We start from the raw sequence: 14,883 nt of genomic DNA, 5'->3' as shown, positions 1-14,883 counted from the left end.
CCGCCCGCTCGGCCGCCCGATCGCGCAGGGTCGGGGCATGACGACGCACATCACCCCCGCCGATCCCGGCCGCCACCTCGGCGCGGCCGCCGACCCCGCCGAGCTCCTCGCCGAGGCGCGGCTCAGCCTGTACGAGGCCCCCTCGGACTGCCTGCTCCTGTCCGGCACCGCCGCACCGGGCCGTCAGCCCCTGATCACCCGGTCCTCCCTGCACGACCTCCTCGCTCCGTGCGGCGGTGAGAACCTCCGCCGCCACGTCCGCCTCGTCGCCGAGCGGGGAGCGGAGGGGATGCACGCCCTGATCGTGATCGGCGACGGCCGGCAGAGCGTGCTCGAGCCGCTGGTGCGCGAGGTGCTCGCCCGCGCCGGCGGCCTCGTGGCCGCCACCGCCGCCGCGCTCGGCCCGGGCGGGGCGCAGCTGCTCAGCCTCCGCGGCGCCGCCGACGGACGCCGCTGGGAGCTCCGAGCGTCGACGGGCGGGGACGAGGAGCTCCTGGCCGTGCCGGTCGGGCCGCTGCGCGACTTCGCCGCGACGCAGGCCGCGGCCCGCGCGGTCCTGGCCGGGCGAGCCATCCCCCAGGAGGCCCGCCCCGAGCCGCTGCTCGAGGAGATCGGGCGCGCCCTGCACCTGCCGCCCCCGGACCTCGCCTCCGCCGCCGATCCCGGCCTCCTCCTCGCCGAGGCCGGCGCGGCTCTCCGTGCCCTGCGGCGGGGCCGGCCGGGGGCTGTCGGCGCGGACGGGATGACGAAGTGTGAACACATCGCGCAGCTGCTCGCGGCGCTCGCCGTGGACCGCCTCCACTGGGAGCTCCTCGCCCAACTGGTCGAGCACGGCGGGGCGCCGCCGATCGCCCGCGAGACCCTCCTCCAGGAGCTCGTCGCCGATCCCACAAGACGCCCTCACCCGGACGTCTGCGCAGGTGGGAGGGTGTACGTGCTGCTCGAGGAGATGCGCTGCGTGGCCTCGGCGGCGCTCGATGCCGCAGGGCCCGCCGCGCGCGGCACGGCGCGCCCTGCGTGGCGGGCGCTGACCGCTCTGCTGGTCCTGCTCGCCTGGTGGAACCACCGCTTCGCGACCGCGGGGAGCCTCGTCGACGAGCTCCGGCATCGGGAACCGGACTCCACTCTGGCACCCTTGCTGTCGAGAATGACCGACACCCCCGTCTTCCCCGCCTGGTGGCCCAGCACCTGAGGGGAGGGGGAGCCCGGGAGCACCGCACCGGGCAGGAAGGAACGCTGCCGATGACCCTCCTCGGAGAGCACCGCGGCCCCGACGCCCCGACCTACCCGCAGGGCGACGGAGGGCCCGCCGCCCACGTCGCGGCGGAGCACCGCACGGGGACCCCCGCCCTGCTCGGGGCATGGCATCCCGACCGCGGCGCGGGAGACCGACGGTTCACCTCGATCGGCGCGCTACCGCTCGAGAGCGGCAAGGTGCTCGAGGACGTCACGATGGCCTACGAGACCTGGGGGACCCTCGACCGCGACCGCGGCAACGCCGTCCTCGTCCTCCATGCCCTGACCGGCGACTCCCATGTGCGCGGCGCCGCCGGGCCGTCCCACCCGACGCCCGGCTGGTGGGAGCAGATCGTCGGACCCGGGCGCCCGATCGACACCGACCGGTACTTCGTCATCGCCCCCAACGTGCTCGGCGGCTGCCAGGGCAGCACCGGACCGAGCTCCGCCGCTCCCGACGGACGCCCCTACGGCTCCCGCTTCCCGCAGGTGACGATCCGTGACCAGGTCGCGGCCGAGCACCGCCTCGCCGAGGAGCTGGACCTGCCCCGCTGGGCGCTGGTGATCGGCGGCTCGATGGGCGGCATGCGGGCGATCGAATGGGGAGCCACCCACCCCGAGCAGGTCGAGCGCCTCGCCGTGATCGCCTCGTCGGCCCGTGCGAGCGCCGACCAGATCGCCTGGAACAGCGCCCAGGTCGCGGCGATCCGCGTCGACCCCGCCTTCCACGGCGGCGACTACTACCACCTCCCGCCGGAGGAGGGCCCCCACGCCGGGCTCGGCATCGCACGCCGCATCGCCCACACCACCTATCGCACCGCCGACGAGCTCGAGGCGCGCTTCGGCAACCGCTCCCAGAGTCCCGAGAACCCGCTCGACGGCAGCGGCCGGCACCAGGTGACCAGCTACCTCGACCATCACGCGGTCAAGCTCTCCCGCCGCTTCGACGCGAACTCCTATGTCACCCTCGCCCAGTCGATGAGCACCCACGACGTGGGCCGCGACCGCGAGGGCACCGCCGCGGCCCTGCGGCGCGTGCGTGCCCGGACCCTGGTCGTAGCGATCGACTCCGACCGCCTCTTCCCGCCGGAGCTCGTGCGCGAGATCGCCGAGCACGTCCCGGACGCCCGCTGGCAGCTGGCGAGCTCGCCGATCGGGCACGACGCCTTCCTGCTGGCCCATCCGGGACTGGAGAAGTGGATCGGCGACCTGCTGGACCACTAAGCTGGCCGCGCCGCAGCACCGCTGCGCAGGGAGGAGACGTCGCGTGACCATCGTCGTGGGGTACGCCCCGTCCACGCAGGGGAGGGCCGCGCTGCGCGCAGGCATCCGCTACGCCGAGCGCACGGGCTCGCCGCTGCTCGTCGCCGCCCATCAGCACGCCGCGCCCGGCAGCGGAGGGGCCGCCGCGACCGAGGAGGAGGTGCGCGCCGAGCTCGAGGAGCAGGGTGCGGACCTCGAGAGCGTCATGATCCGCCGAGGCCCCGACCGCGAGATCGGCGAGTTCCTGCTCGCCACGATCGAGGACGTCCAGGCCGAGCTCGTGGTGATCGGGCTGCGCCGCAAGTCGCCGATCGGCAAGCTGAACCTCGGGGCCTCCGCCCGCAGGGTCGTGCTCGGTGCGCCCTGCCCTGTGCTCACCGTCAAGGACCAGGACCCCGCCTGAACCGCAGCGGGCGCCGCCCGGGACGCGACGGCACGGAGGCGCCGGCCGCGTGCCGTGCGGCCGAGGACCCTGGGGCGGGAATACCTGCCCCGGAAGAGCGTTACACTGATCAGGCTTGACGGCACCGTGCCTTCGTGCGCCCCTTCCGCGGTACAGACCGGGAACGCGACACGCGGCGCACACCGTGAGCCGCGCCGAGAAGACCGATCGCCCGAGTGCGGCGGACCGCCCGCACCGGGCCGCCGCCGGAAGAAGGAACTCTGTGACCTCCTCCAAGACTGCTGAGACCGCCACCGCGGCGAAGAACAGCACCAGCGCCGCGGCCTCGACGACCGACGAGGCCGTCGAGGGCGGTGCCCCCGTGACCGACGAGGGCGGTGCCGCGAAGACCACCACCAAGACGGCCGCGAAGAAGACGGCCGCGAAGAAGGTCGCCCCCTCGAGCCGGGGCGCCTCCGCCAAGCGCACCAGCGCCAAGGCCGCCGCGAAGACCCCCGATCAGGCCGAGGCCCCCGAGGCCGAGGACTCCGCCGAGGAGGCCGAGGCGCCCAAGGCCTCCCCCGGCGACCGCAAGGTCGAGGAGTCCGGCGGCTTCGTGTACAACGCCGCCGAGGACGATGCCCCCGCCCAGCAGGTCGTCACCGCCGGCGCGACCGCCGACCCGGTCAAGGACTACCTCAAGCAGATCGGCAAGGTCGCGCTGCTCAACGCCGCCCAGGAGGTGGAGCTCGCCGAGCGCATCGAGGCCGGCCTCTACGCCGAGCAGAAGCTCAAGGGCGACGAGTCCTATCGCGACAAGAACGGCCGCCTCACCAAGGCCGGCCGCGAGCTGACGATGATCGCGGACGACGGCCGCGCCGCGAAGGACCACCTGCTCGAGGCGAACCTCCGCCTCGTCGTCTCCCTCGCCAAGCGCTACACCGGCCGCGGCATGCTGTTCCTGGACCTCATCCAGGAGGGCAACCTGGGCCTGATCCGCGCGGTCGAGAAGTTCGACTACGCCAAGGGCTACAAGTTCTCCACCTACGCCACCTGGTGGATCCGACAGGCGATCACCCGCGCCATGGCCGACCAGGCCCGCACCATCCGCATCCCGGTGCACATGGTCGAGGTCATCAACAAGCTCGCCCGAGTGCAGCGCCAGATGCTCCAGGACCTGGGCCGCGAGCCCACCCCGGAGGAGCTCGCCAAGGAGCTCGACATGACCCCCGAGAAGGTCGTCGAGGTCCAGAAGTACGGCCGCGAGCCGATCTCCCTGCACACCCCGCTGGGCGAAGACGGCGACAGCGAGTTCGGCGACCTGATCGAGGACTCCGAGGCCGTCGTCCCCGCGGACGCGGTGAGCTTCACCCTCCTGCAGGAGCAGCTCCACTCGGTGCTGGACACCCTCTCCGAGCGCGAGGCCGGCGTGGTCTCCATGCGGTTCGGCCTCGAGGACGGCCAGCCCAAGACGCTCGACGAGATCGGCAAGGTCTACGGCGTCACCCGCGAGCGGATCCGCCAGATCGAGTCCAAGACCATGAGCAAGCTGCGCCACCCCTCGCGCTCCCAGGTGCTGCGCGACTACCTGGACTGACCAAGGCGCACCTCTCATCACCGGGCGGGCCCGGGATCCTCCGCGGATCCCGGGCCCGCCCTCCGTCGGACCACGCAGGAGGAACCATGTCGCAGCACCGCGGCGCAGCGCCGCACACCGCCGAGCCCGCTCGCGCCGCGCTCGACGACGCCGCACCGCTGCCCGTCGAGGTGCACCGCGTCCTGCCCGAGCAGTGGCGTGCGCACCGCGACCTGCGCCTGGACATGCTCGAGGCCGACCCGGACGCCTTCTGGGCCGACCTCGCCGAGGTGCGCTCCCGCACCGAGGAGCAGTGGCGGGAGGAGATCGCGGGTCCGCGCATCCACCTCCAGGCCCGCGCCGGCGAGACGGTGCTCGGCGGGATCGCCCTGCTGCCCGAGGGCTACACACCGGAGCACCCGATCCCCGAGGACCGCTCCAACATCGTCTCGCTCTGGGTGCGGCCGGCCGCACGGGGCCGCGGCATCTCCACGCTGCTCCTGCGCAGCGTCGCGGAGCTCGCGATCTCGATCGGCCGGCCCGAGCTGAGCCTCGACGTCGACGAGACCAACACCTCCGCACGGGCCGTCTACGAGCGCCTCGGCTTCCGCGCGACAGGCCAGCGCGAGCCGCGCGAGGGCCGCGACAGCGCCTGGATCGAGTACGTGCTCGGCGCGGAGCAGCTGCTGCGCGGCTGAGTCGCGGCCCGCCGCCCCCGGACACGACGAAGGGTGCCCGCCATGATGGCGGACACCCTTCGTGAAGGTTGTGTCAGTCCTCGACGGGCTCCGGCTTGAGGTGGAGCCGCTCGGTCTCGTCGATGACCTCGGAGGCGATGCCCTTCAGGGCGTCCTCGTGGGCGCGGGCGTGGTGGGCGCAGAACATGAGCTCGCCGCCCGCCTCAAGCAGCACCTTGACGTACGCCTGGGCGCCGCAGCGGTCGCAGCGGTCGTGGGCAGTGAGCCGGGGGGCTTCGAGAGTGAGGTTCATGCGGTCATTTGTAGCACCGACCCGGGCGCCGACGGGAGCGTCCACAGCCCTGGTTCGCCAGGGGCGCAAAGCCTTGTGAGCCGGACCGCGCCGCCGCGCACCGCGAGCGGCGGATGCGCTGTTCGCGGCGTCGTTCGTCGTAAGATCCGGAGGGTGTCCACCACCACCGCCGCGAAGAAGTCCGCCTACGACGCCCGCAACCTCCAGGTCCTCGAGGGCCTCGAGGCCGTGCGCAAGCGTCCCGGCATGTACATCGGCTCCACCGACTCCCGGGGCCTCATGCACTGCCTCTGGGAGATCCTGGACAACGCCGTCGACGAGGCGCTCGGCGGATACGGCGAGTCGATCGCAGTGATCCTGCACCCCGATCACTCCGTCGAGGTGCGCGACACCGGCCGCGGTGTCCCGGTGGACGTCGAGCCCCGCACCGGCCTCACCGGCGTCGAGGTCGTCTACACCAAGCTCCACGCGGGCGGGAAGTTCGGCGGCGGCTCCTACGCCGCCTCCGGCGGTCTGCACGGCGTCGGCGCGAGCGTCGTCAACGCGCTCTCGGCCCGCCTCGACGTGGAGGTGGACCGCGGCGGGAAGACCTACGCGATGAGCTTCCAGCGCGGCGTGCCCGGCGTCTTCGCCGACGAGGGCGAGCCCTCGCCGGAGTCCGGGTTCACCCCGGCCGACGGCCCCGGCGAGCTGCGCGTGGTCGGCAAGGCCAAGCGCGGCGTGACCGGCACCCGTGTGCGCTACTGGGCCGATCCGCAGATCTTCGTCAAGGGCTCCCACTTCTCCCTGGACGACCTCACCCGCCGCTCCCGGCAGACCGCCTTCCTCGTCCCGGGCCTGCAGCTCTCGGTCACCGACCACCGCCCCGAGGCGAACCCCGACCAGCCCGCCACCCGCACCTTCAAGTACGACGGCGGCATCAGCGAGTTCGTCGAGTACCTCGCCCAGGACCAGAAGATCACCGACGTGATCCGCCTCCAGGGCTCGGGCGACTACACCGAGACGATCCCGGTCCTCGACAAGAACGGGCACATGGTCTCCACCGACGTCGCGCGCACCTGCGAGGTCGACATCGCCCTGCGCTGGGGCTCCGACTTCGACTCGACGCTGCGCTCCTTCGTGAACATCGTGGCGACCCCCAAGGGCGGCACGCACGTCACCGGCTTCGAGCAGGCGCTGGTCAAGACGATCCGCAAGCAGGTCGAGAACCAGGCCCGCCGCGTGAAGTTCAACGCGAAGAACGAGAAGATCGAGAAGGACGACACCCTCGCCGGCCTCACCGCCGTGGTGAGCGTCCGCATCGACGAGCCGCAGTTCGAGGGCCAGACCAAGGAGGTCCTCGGCACCCCCGCGATCCGCCAGATCGTCGCGAAGGTCGTCGAGGACCGCCTCACCGACTTCCTCACCTCCACGAAGAAGGGGGAGAAGGAGCAGGCGGCGCTCGTCGTCGACAAGGTCGTCTCCGAGATGCGGGCGCGCATCGCGGCGCGCATGCACAAGGAGGTCTCGCGGCGCAAGAACGCGCTGGAGTCCTCCACGATGCCGACCAAGCTCGCGGACTGCCGCACCCACGACGTCGACCGCTCCGAGCTGTTCATCGTCGAGGGCGACAGCGCGCTCGGCACGGCGAAGAACGCCCGCTCCTCCGAGTTCCAGGCGCTGCTGCCCATCCGCGGCAAGATCCTCAACGTGCAGAAGGCGTCCATCACGGACATGCTCAAGAACGCCGAGTGCGCGAACATCATCCAGGTGATCGGCGCCGGCTCCGGGCGCACCTTCGACCTCGAGGCCGCCCGCTACGGCAAGATCATCATGATGACCGACGCCGACGTGGACGGCGCCCACATCCGCACCCTGCTGCTGACCCTCTTCCACCGCTACATGCGCCCCCTGGTCGAGGCGGGCCGCGTCTACGCGGCGGTCCCTCCGCTGCACCGGGTCGAGATCATCCACGGCGGCTCGAAGAAGAACGAGCTGGTCTACACCTACTCCGAGGCCGAGCTGCACAAGCTGCTGAAGAACCTCGAGCGCCGCGGCAAGAAGTTCAAGGAGCCGATCCAACGCTACAAGGGCCTGGGCGAGATGGACGCCGATCAGCTCGCGGACACCACCATGGACCCGCGGCACCGCATGCTGCGGCGGGTGCGGATCGAGGACGCCGAGGCCGCTAGCTCCGTCTTCGAGCTGCTGATGGGCTCCGAGGTCGCGCCGCGCAAGCAGTTCATCATCGAAGGAGCCGAAGAGCTCGACCTGGAGAGGATCGACGCATGAGTGTCGCCGTCCGTGTGATCCCGTGCCTGGACGTCGACGCGGGCCGCGTCGTCAAGGGCGTGAACTTCAAGGACCTGCGGGACGCCGGGGACCCCGTCGAGCTCGCGGCGCGCTACGGCGCCGAGGGCGCCGACGAGCTCACCTTCCTCGACGTCACCGCCTCCTCCGGCGGCCGGGAGACGATGATCGAGGTCGTGCGCCGCACCGCCGAGCAGGTGTTCATCCCGCTGACCGTCGGCGGCGGGGTGCGCTCCGCCGAGGACGTCGACCAGCTGCTGCGCGCCGGCGCCGACAAGTGCGGCGTGAACACCGCCGCGATCTCCCGTCCGGACGTCATCTCCGAGATCTCCCGCCGGTTCGGGAACCAGGTGCTGGTCCTCTCGATCGACGCCCGCCGCGTCACCGACGAGACCCCCGAGGGCACCGCTCGCACCGGCTCAGGCTTCGAGGTCACCACGCACGGCGGCCGTCGCGGCACCGGCATCGACGCGATCGGGTGGATCCGTGAGGTCACCGAGCGCGGCGCGGGGGAGATTCTGCTGAACTCGATGGACGCCGACGGCACCAAGGACGGCTTCGACCTCGAGCTGATCACCCTCGCCCGCGAGGCGACGAGCCTGCCGCTGATCGCCTCGGGCGGCGCCGGACGGCCCGAGCATTTCGCCCCCGCCGTCCACGCCGGGGCTGACGCCGTGCTCGCCGCGAGCGTGTTTCACTTCCAGGAGATGACGATCGGCGAGGCGAAGGCCGCGATGGCGGCCGACGGCATCACCGTGCGGTGAGCGCCCCGCTGTCCGTCGCCCCGCGGCGCGCCGGGACCGGCCGCGCCCGGGGTCAGCGCCTGGTCGTCGGCGCGCTCGTCGCGGCGCTCGTGCTGCTGCTCGGTGCCGGCTGGCTGCTCTGGGACAACCGTCGCCTCGTGGTCACCGAGCAGGCGGTCGAGGTCGCCGCGACCCCGGAGGGCGGGCTGCGCATCGCGCACGTCTCCGACCTGCACGCCGCCGACCACGGTGACTTCCAGGACCGGCTCGCCGCCGAGATCGAGCAGCGGGACGTCGATCTCGTCGCGCTCACCGGCGACCTGATCGACATGCGCACCACCGAACTCGGCCCCGTCCTGGACCTCGCCGAGCACCTCAGCGCCGTCGCCCCCACCTTCTTCGTGCTCGGCAACCACGAGGGCGACTCCGCCCTGCGCGAGGAGCTGCTGGCGGGGCTCGAGGACGCGGGGGTCACGATCCTGCGCGACGAGGTGACGAGCCTCGAGATCCGCGGCACCGAGGTGACGGTCGCGGGGCTCGAGGACCGACGGGTCGCCGTGGTCGACGGACGCACCCCGGCCCAGCCCGCCGCGGTGCTGGACCGGCTCGCGCTCGAGTCCGCCCCGGGCCCGACGGTGCTGCTCGCCCATCGCCCCGAGTTCCTCGCCCAGTACGCCGATCACGGTGCGGACGTCGTCCTCTCGGGGCATGCGCACGGCGGGCAGGTGCGGCTGCCGCTGATCGGTCCGCTCTTCGCCCCGCACCAGGGATGGTTCCCGGCGCTCACCGAGGGCGTGCACCGCCAGGGGGACACCGCCATGGTGATCAGCCGCGGGCTCGGCAACAGCGTCGTCGGCGTGCGGGTGAACAACCCGCGCGAGCTCATCGTCGTCGATCTCGTGCAGGAGACCCCGCAGGGCTGAGCCGCCAGGGACCGGACCGCGCGCTGCGGCTCCGGGCCGGCAGCGACCGCCCGCGCCGCGCCCGTCCTGGGCCGCGAGATCCCGGGACGCGCGGCGGCCCGCCCGGCACGGGAGCCGAACGGGCCGCGCGGCGGGGCCCCGAGGGGCCGGGGATCAGCGCACGTGGAGCTGGCCGAACAGGAGCAGCGCGTGCTCGGCGGTGCGCTCGTGCTCGCGGCGGGCGCGCTCGGCCTCGAGCGCCCGGCGCCTCCGCCGCCGCGCGCGGAGCTCGGCGAGCACGCCGCGCAGCTGCCGGTCGAGCTGCCGGTCCCGGGCGGGATCGGCGACGGCGGCGTCGACGAGCTGGGGGAGGTCCTGGACGGGGAGATCCTGGACCGTCGAGGGCCTGGTGGTGGGGAGCTGGAGAGTGGACATGGCGTTCCTCCTGGGAACAGGGACGTGGTCGAGTCTGCCGCCGCGGGCGGACAGATGCTGTCCGCCGAGCGGCGGGGTGAGGGTGCGGGCCGGGCCGTGTGCGGCTCGCGGCGCGGGGGGGCGCACCGGGGCGCGCTCGCGCGGCGGCGAGCGGCAGGGCGGGTCAGGAGCGGGTCGGCGTCAGCAGGTGCCGCGGGCAGGGTCGACGGGGGCACGGCCCCCGTGGGACGCGGCGGACGCCGTGACCGCTCCGCCTGGGCGGAGGAGGGATGCCGTGGTGCCGAGCGTCGACGCGCGCGGACCCGTCAGGGCCGGGGTCGAGGTCGTGTGCATCTCCATGACCACAGTCCACCATCCCGCGACAGGCGGGGCCAGCGAATAAACCGCAGGGACCCGGCGGCCGGCGGCCGAACAGGCGAGGGCCCGGCCGTCCGCTGGGGACGACCGGGCCCTGGAGAGCTCCCGACGCGGGGAGGAGCCGCGCTCAGCCCTCGATGCGGTAGGTGACGCCGAGGCGGTGGGAGGCGCCGGGCTCGAGCGCGACGAAGCCGTCCTTGGCGACGGCGGGCTCGAGGCAGACGAAGCGGGGCCAGTCCGCATCGGGGATGTCCGCCATCCCCGTCACCAGGGTGTCCCAGGGGTTCCACACCACGGTGCGGGAGGTGCCGCGCGGGGTGGAGACGAGGCGTCGGCCGAGCACCGGGTCCACGACCGTCACCTCGCCGGTCGCCTCGGTGATCCGGTCGGTGGAGGCGGTCAGGCGCAGCGGCTCCTCCGGCAGCACGTCCGCGGCGAGGTCCCGCGTGTTGTCGAGATAGGCGGCGCCCTCGAGGCCGAGGATCTCGATCTCGCGCACGTCGCCGACGGCGAGATAGGTGTGCAGCGCCGCCTCGAGCTCGACCGGCCGCGAGCCGGCGGTCAGGCTGAGGTCCACGTCCAGCTGCGCGCCGAGGCGGAAGACGGCCTCGCCGCGCAGCGCGACCGCGTCCTCGGGGGTGGCGAGGGTGATCTCGACGTCGTCGCCCTCGCGGCGGGCGGAGGCGAGCTCCCAGCGGATGTTCCGCAGCCAGCCGTGCTTCACCGTGCGCGCGAGATCGCGGCCGGGCCCGAACCAGGGGCCGACCAGGGGCACGCCGCCGCGGACGGCGACGCCGGGCCCGAACTCGGAGCTCGGGCTCATCCACAGCAGGTCCTGCCCGCCGGCGGGGACCCAGCTGGTCAGCTGCGCGCCGTCGAGCAGGAGCACGCCGGTCGCTGCGGGGGTGTCGACCAGGACGGCATCGACGCCGTGCGCGGTGCCGAGGGAGACGCCCTCCGGGAGCGGGACGGCGGCCGCCGTGGGGTCCTGGACGGCGGGGGACTGGGGATCGGTGCTCATGGGCCTATCGTCCCACGCCCTCAGGAGGAGACGCCGGGCTCCTCGTCCTCGGGGCCGGGCATCGCGGCAGGACCCTCCTGCGGGGCACCCGCGGTCCCGGCCCCGGCGCCGTCCTCGGGCAGGCCCTCCGCGGCGGCCGAGACCGTGCGGATCAGCAGCAGCAGCCAGACGAACACGATCACCGCCGCCCCCATCTCGAAGGCCGTGAAGTTCAGGTAGCCCACCCCGGCGTAGAGCACGACCACCATCATCAGCAGGGCGAAGGCGCCGGCGGTGAAGCCGATCAGTGCCCCGGGCAGGCGGCGCAGCAGCACCGGCAGCACCAGCAGCGTCAGAGCGAACACCACCACCAGCGACTGGGCGACGACGTCGTGCCAGAGCACGCTCACGCTCCGCGAGACCAGCGCGACGAGCGCGAGGAGCACGCCGACGAGGGTGAGCATCACCCGCACCGCGGTCACCGCGCGATGGTCCTCGCCCGTGGCGCGGGCCCACCGGTCGAGATCGTGCGCGATGAACTCCACCACCGTCAGCAGGGCGATGCCCGTCAGCAGCAGGGTGAGGTTGAAGATCGTGCTGGAGGCCCCGGTCCCCTCGCCGAGCTCGGAGAAGTAGCGCTCCCACCAGTACGGGTCCGGGGCGCTCAGCGCGCTGGCGAGCACGCCGACGGTGAGGAAGGCGGCCAGCAGCGTCGCGAGCGAGCGGCCGGTCAGCGCCGTCAGCGAGGAGGAGGCGATGTAGGCGCCGCCGCCGCTGGCGGCCGCGACCCAGAAGGTGCCGGCGAAGCGGTCCAGCGCCACGCCCTGGAAGGCCTGCTGGAACACCGCGAACAGCGCCCCGGTGAGGAACAGGCCCAGCAGGCCGTGGATGAGCGAGAGCCCCACCACGTCCAGGGCGCGCCGCCAGAGCGGCCGGGAGCCGAACCAGGGCATCGTGCGCACCCGGTCCGTGACGAGCACCAGCACCGAGGTCGCGGTCCCGCAGCCGGCCACGGAGAGCGCTGCGACCTGGCCGATCGACCCGGTCCCCGACAGGGCCGCGGTGCCCTGCAGCGCGATCAGACCCACCACGAGGCCGACGAGCGCGCCGGCGACCCCGAGCGCGACATGCGCGTTCTCGGCGCGGGTCGCCCCGGTCGCCCGGTGCGCGGCGGGGGCGGCCACGGATCAGCCGACCGCGGCGATCGGCACCGGGACGGGGGTGCCGGAGCCGTCGCGTCGACCGGTGGGCTCGGGAAGGTCGATCGGCTGGCCCGCCTCGGAGGAGGCGCGGGCCGGATGCGGCACCACCCACGCGCCGATGAGGGAGTCCTCGCCGCGCAGGAAGCGATGGCAGCGCATGCCGGCGGTGGAGCGGCCCTTCGCCGGGAACTCCGTCAGCGAGGAGACCTTGAGCGAGCCGGTCTGCAGCAGCGGAAGCGTCGAGGAGCTGCCCGCAACGGTGACGACGTCCGCGGGCGCGGTCACGTCGATCACGCCGAAGGACAGCACCTGCGCATCACCCGCGAGCTTGATCCCGGCCACGCCGCCCGCTCCGCGGCCCTGGGGGCGCACGCCGGAGGAGGGGAAGTGCAGCAGCTGCGCGTCGGTCGTGACGAAGACGAGGTCGAGGTCCGCGTCGTCCTCGAGGTCCACGACGCCGACGACGGCGTCGCCGTCCTTCAGCGAGATGATCTCGAAGCCGTCGGTGCGGGGGAAGTCGAGCTGGACCCGCTTGACCACGCCCTGGCGGGTGCCCAGCGCGATCGCGCCGCCGCGGGCGATGTCCGCCTCGGCCAGGCGGATCAGGCCCAGCGGGCGCTCCTCCCTGTCGAGCTCGAGGAGATCGACCAGGCGCGTGCCGCCGGCGAGGGAGGGCGCTGAGGCGGTCGGGGCGAGGTTCGGCAGGTCCACGACGGACAGGCGCAGCACCCGTCCGCGATCGGTCACCACGCCCACCTCGGCGCGGGTGGTGCTGCGCACCGAGGAGACGATCACGTCGTGCGCGCCCCGCGGGCCCTCCCGCAGCAGCGGCCCCTCCCCGGAGACCCGGGCGATCAGCCCCGTGCCGGTCAGGTGCACGCCGCAGGGCTCGTCGGCGACCTCGAGGGAGGCGCCCGCCTTCGGCGCCGGGGCGGAGGCGGACTCGAGCAGCACCGTGCGGCGCGCGTCCCCGTGCTCGGCCCCGACGGCGGCCAGCTCGTCGGAGACCAGGCGGCGCAGGATGTCTTCGGATCGCAGAATTTCTTCGAGATGCTCGATCTCGGCCCGCAGCTCGTCCCGCTCCGCCTCGAGGTCGATCTGCGAGAACTTCGTCAGGCGGCGCAGGCGCAGCTCGAGGATGTACTCGGCCTGCACCTGGGTGAGGTCGAAGACCTGCATCAGGCGGGTGCGGGCGGTCTCCGCGTCGTCGCTCTGGCGCACGATCTGGATGACCTCGTCGATGTCGAGGATCGCCAGCAGCAGGCCCTCGACCAGGTGCAGGCGCGCCCTGCGCTTGCCCAGGCGGTGCTCGGTGCGGCGCCGCACCACGGCCAGCCGATGGGCGACGAACACCTCCAGCAGCTGCTTGAGGCCCATCGTGCGGGGCTGCCCGTCGACCAGGGCGACGTTGTTGATGCCGAAGGACTCCTCCAGCGGGGTGAAGCGGTAGAGCTGCTCGAGCACCGCCTCGGGCTCGAAGCCGGACTTCACCGTGAGCACGAGCCGCATGCCGTGGTGGCGGTCGGTGAGGTCCTGGTAGTCGGTGATGCCGGTGACCTTCTTGGACTGCACCGCGTCGCGCAGCTTCTCGGCGAGGCGCTCGGGGCCGACCTGGTAGGGCAGCTCGGTGACGACGATGCCCTTGCGGCGCGAGGTGACGTTCTCGATCCGGGTGGTGGCCCGCATCTTGAAGGAGCCGCGACCGGTGCGGTAGGCGTCCCGGATCCCGTCCAGGCCCACGATCCGACCGCCCGTGGGCAGATCCGGGCCGGGCACGAAGCGCATCAGCTCCTCGAGATCAGCCTCCGGGTTCTCGATGAGATGGCGGGCCGCGGCGATCGTCTCGACCAGGTTGTGCGGCGCCATGTTCGTGGCCATGCCGACGGCGATGCCGGAAGCGCCGTTGACCAGGAGGTTCGGGTACTGCGCGGGGAGCACCTCGGGCTGGGTGAGCTGGTTGTCGTAGTTCGGGACCATGTCCACGACGTCCTCGTCCAGCGAGTCCGTCATGAGCAGCGCGGCCTTCGCCAGGCGCGCCTCGGTGTACCGGGCCGCCGCCGGGCCGTTGTCCAGGGAGCCGAAGTTGCCGTGCCCGTCCACCAGCGGCAGGCGCATGTTGAAGCCCTGCGCCATGCGCACCAGCGCGTCGTAGATCGCGGTGTCGCCGTGGGGGTGGAGCTTGCCCATCACCTCGCCGACCACGCGCTGGCTCTTGACGTGCCCCTTCTCGGGGCGCAGGCCCATCTCCGCCATCATGTAGAGGATGCGGCGCTGGACGGGCTTGAGGCCGTCGCGCGCATCGGGCAGCGCCCGGGAGTAGATCACGGAGTAGGCGTACTCGAGGAACGAGGACTCCATCTCGCTGGTGACGTCGATGTCGACGATGGTCTCGTCGACGGCGTCGTCCCCTGCGGGCGGTGCGGTGCTGCGTGATCGGGCCATGGAGGACATCATGGCGCATGACCGGCCATGATCCTGGGATCCCGTGCGCCCGACGGGACGTGAATC

13 protein-coding genes are annotated in these 14,883 nt (G+C 73.1%); 8 read left to right on the top strand and 5 right to left on the bottom strand.

Translation table 11 applies throughout. The features are described from left to right. Positions 1-37: 37 nt before the first annotated feature. The 5 genes from A4A78_RS16615 (at position 38) to A4A78_RS16595 (ending at position 5,155) form a co-directional block, all read left to right on the top strand. Positions 38-1,192, top strand: coding sequence for a hypothetical protein (locus A4A78_RS16615; RefSeq protein ID WP_062951127.1), 1,155 nt, complete (start codon positions 38-40; stop codon positions 1,190-1,192). Positions 1,193-1,242: 50 nt separating this feature from the next. Next, positions 1,243-2,460: a homoserine O-acetyltransferase gene (locus tag A4A78_RS16610; protein WP_062951122.1), complete on the top strand. Its 1,218-nt coding sequence runs from the start codon at positions 1,243-1,245 to the stop codon at positions 2,458-2,460. A gap of 43 nt (positions 2,461-2,503) precedes the next feature. Further along, complete coding sequence (locus A4A78_RS16605; protein ID WP_062951121.1) at positions 2,504-2,902, top strand: universal stress protein; 399 nt, start codon at positions 2,504-2,506, stop codon at positions 2,900-2,902. 184 nt (positions 2,903-3,086) lie between these two features. Continuing rightward, entirely contained in the window at positions 3,087-4,478 is a 1,392-nt protein-coding gene (locus A4A78_RS16600; protein ID WP_082835385.1) for an RNA polymerase sigma factor, read from the top strand. Positions 4,479-4,564: 86 nt separating this feature from the next. Further along, positions 4,565-5,155, top strand: coding sequence for a GNAT family N-acetyltransferase (locus tag A4A78_RS16595; protein WP_062951119.1), 591 nt, complete (start codon positions 4,565-4,567; stop codon positions 5,153-5,155). 73 nt (positions 5,156-5,228) lie between these two features. Here A4A78_RS16595 and A4A78_RS16590 read toward each other — a convergent pair whose 3' ends face one another. Then, positions 5,229-5,447, bottom strand: a complete 219-nt coding sequence (locus tag A4A78_RS16590) for a hypothetical protein (RefSeq protein WP_010550606.1) — start codon at positions 5,445-5,447, stop codon at positions 5,229-5,231. Positions 5,448-5,600: 153 nt separating this feature from the next. Between A4A78_RS16590 and A4A78_RS16585 the strand changes: the two genes are divergently transcribed. Genes A4A78_RS16585 through A4A78_RS16575 form a run of 3 tightly spaced genes read left to right on the top strand, consistent with a single transcriptional unit; the run spans position 5,601 to position 9,402 of the window. Then, entirely contained in the window at positions 5,601-7,718 is a 2,118-nt protein-coding gene (locus A4A78_RS16585; RefSeq protein WP_062951118.1) for a type IIA DNA topoisomerase subunit B, read from the top strand. Continuing rightward, positions 7,715-8,500, top strand: coding sequence for an imidazole glycerol phosphate synthase subunit HisF (gene hisF / locus A4A78_RS16580; RefSeq protein WP_062951117.1), 786 nt, complete (start codon positions 7,715-7,717; stop codon positions 8,498-8,500). Before A4A78_RS16585 ends, hisF begins: the two co-directional genes overlap by 4 nt. Then, positions 8,497-9,402, top strand: coding sequence for a metallophosphoesterase (locus A4A78_RS16575; RefSeq protein ID WP_062951116.1), 906 nt, complete (start codon positions 8,497-8,499; stop codon positions 9,400-9,402). The genes hisF and A4A78_RS16575 overlap by 4 nt, the downstream gene beginning before the upstream one ends. A 153-nt stretch (positions 9,403-9,555) precedes the next feature. On the opposite strand, the gene A4A78_RS16570 is transcribed toward A4A78_RS16575, so the two are convergent. From A4A78_RS16570 to A4A78_RS16555, 4 genes are all read right to left on the bottom strand, one after another. Then, positions 9,556-9,816, bottom strand: coding sequence for a hypothetical protein (locus A4A78_RS16570; RefSeq protein ID WP_062951115.1), 261 nt, complete (start codon positions 9,814-9,816; stop codon positions 9,556-9,558). 484 nt (positions 9,817-10,300) lie between these two features. After that, on the bottom strand, positions 10,301-11,194 hold the full coding sequence (locus A4A78_RS16565; RefSeq protein WP_062951114.1) for a D-hexose-6-phosphate mutarotase: 894 nt from the start codon (positions 11,192-11,194) through the stop codon (positions 10,301-10,303). 20 nt (positions 11,195-11,214) lie between these two features. Beyond that, complete coding sequence (locus A4A78_RS16560) at positions 11,215-12,357, bottom strand: DUF998 domain-containing protein (protein WP_062951113.1); 1,143 nt, start codon at positions 12,355-12,357, stop codon at positions 11,215-11,217. 3 nt (positions 12,358-12,360) lie between these two features. Beyond that, complete coding sequence (locus tag A4A78_RS16555; protein ID WP_062951334.1) at positions 12,361-14,817, bottom strand: DNA topoisomerase (ATP-hydrolyzing) subunit A; 2,457 nt, start codon at positions 14,815-14,817, stop codon at positions 12,361-12,363. Positions 14,818-14,883: the final 66 nt, after the last annotated feature.

This window comes from Brachybacterium sp. sponge, from assembly GCF_001613775.1.
In the GTDB taxonomy this organism is placed as follows: domain Bacteria; phylum Actinomycetota; class Actinomycetes; order Actinomycetales; family Dermabacteraceae; genus Brachybacterium; species Brachybacterium conglomeratum.
The sequence above is the reverse complement of the archived record's forward strand: the minus strand, read 5'-3'. Positions and strand labels throughout refer to the sequence as shown.